Annotated in this window: 2 protein-coding genes; both read right to left on the minus strand. The window is 29.6% G+C overall.

All coding sequences use genetic code 11. From position 1 onward, the window contains the following. Window positions 1–200 precede the first annotated feature (200 nt). Window positions 201–476 carry a hypothetical protein gene (locus BUB63_RS13140; protein ID WP_035382060.1) on the minus strand — a complete coding sequence of 92 codons (276 nt, stop codon included), beginning with the start codon at window positions 474–476 and terminating at the stop codon, window positions 201–203. A gap of 32 nt (window positions 477–508) precedes the next feature. After that, window positions 509–1,078 (minus strand): polymorphic toxin type 44 domain-containing protein (locus BUB63_RS13280; RefSeq protein ID WP_242947389.1); only part of this gene is annotated, 570 nt, incomplete at its 5' end.

Genomic DNA, 1,078 nt, shown 5'->3' on the forward strand with positions numbered 1-1,078 from the left:
ATTCTTTATAATTGTTGCTGGATTGCCTTGTGCATCATAGGTGTATTCGGCAATAATATTGTTGTTTTCATCTGTTTCATAGACCACTTTGTCCCTGCTGTAGTGGAAATAAGTTGTTCCACTGGCTGTGGTCATACTTGTTCTCTTACCTTGATGTACCCCCTAATAACAATGAAAAGTAAAAAATATTAAACTGCTTTTTAAACTCCCAATCCACTACCAAACGCAATTATTAGCAACATATTAGAAATAATATTTATAGTCAAATAAAAAATTAATGCACCAATATGCCTATTTAATCTTACACTAATAAATTTAGGATATATTCCAAATACTATCATTATAAATTCAAAAATTATCAAGATTAATTCAATGTAATTTGACATCTCTATGGTATCTACTAAAATAATATTTCTCAAATAACTTGTTAATAATTCAGCAAATGCAAAAGGTAATAATATTTCGTGGATTACCATTAAGAAACCTCCATTATCAATAAATAATTTTTTTATATGGCTTTAATAGAATGATTCATTATTGGATTATAAAGTTTAATTCCACAAGAAATCATTTTTTGATCCCATGGGTCATCAAAGTTTGAAAACACAAATTTCCAACTAGATGTCCCCGCTCTAAGTTGAGCATATCCAGCTCCTAATAGTAACACCGTTTCACTAAAACCAACAGCTGTTCCTACAAAACCATAATGAATATTACCTAAATCTGCACCAGTTACTATTTTACCCATAAATTTATAATGCCCTTTTAAAGTTTGTTTTAAATCCCATGGTTGTTTATTTGCTACTAAGTTTTTGAACCATGATAATCTTTCCCCATAGCTTAATTTTTTTGCCATATTTCTTGCATACTCAGCATTTAATTTCATATAGTTTATAAAATCTGTAGTAATATCAGTTCCTGTTTTAAAATTAGGACGTACTAAAATAGAAGCATGTCCACTAGGATCGAAATATATAACAGGATTACTATGAGAATAATTATATTGGTTCAAACTCTTTGGCTCATCTTCAAACCCATGGAAAGTATCCCTTGTTATAAACCTTCCAACATTTGCATC

Origin of the sequence: Caloramator proteoclasticus DSM 10124 (assembly GCF_900129265.1) — a bacterium.
In the GTDB taxonomy this organism is placed as follows: Bacteria; Bacillota; Clostridia; order Clostridiales; family Caloramatoraceae; genus Thermobrachium; species Thermobrachium proteoclasticum.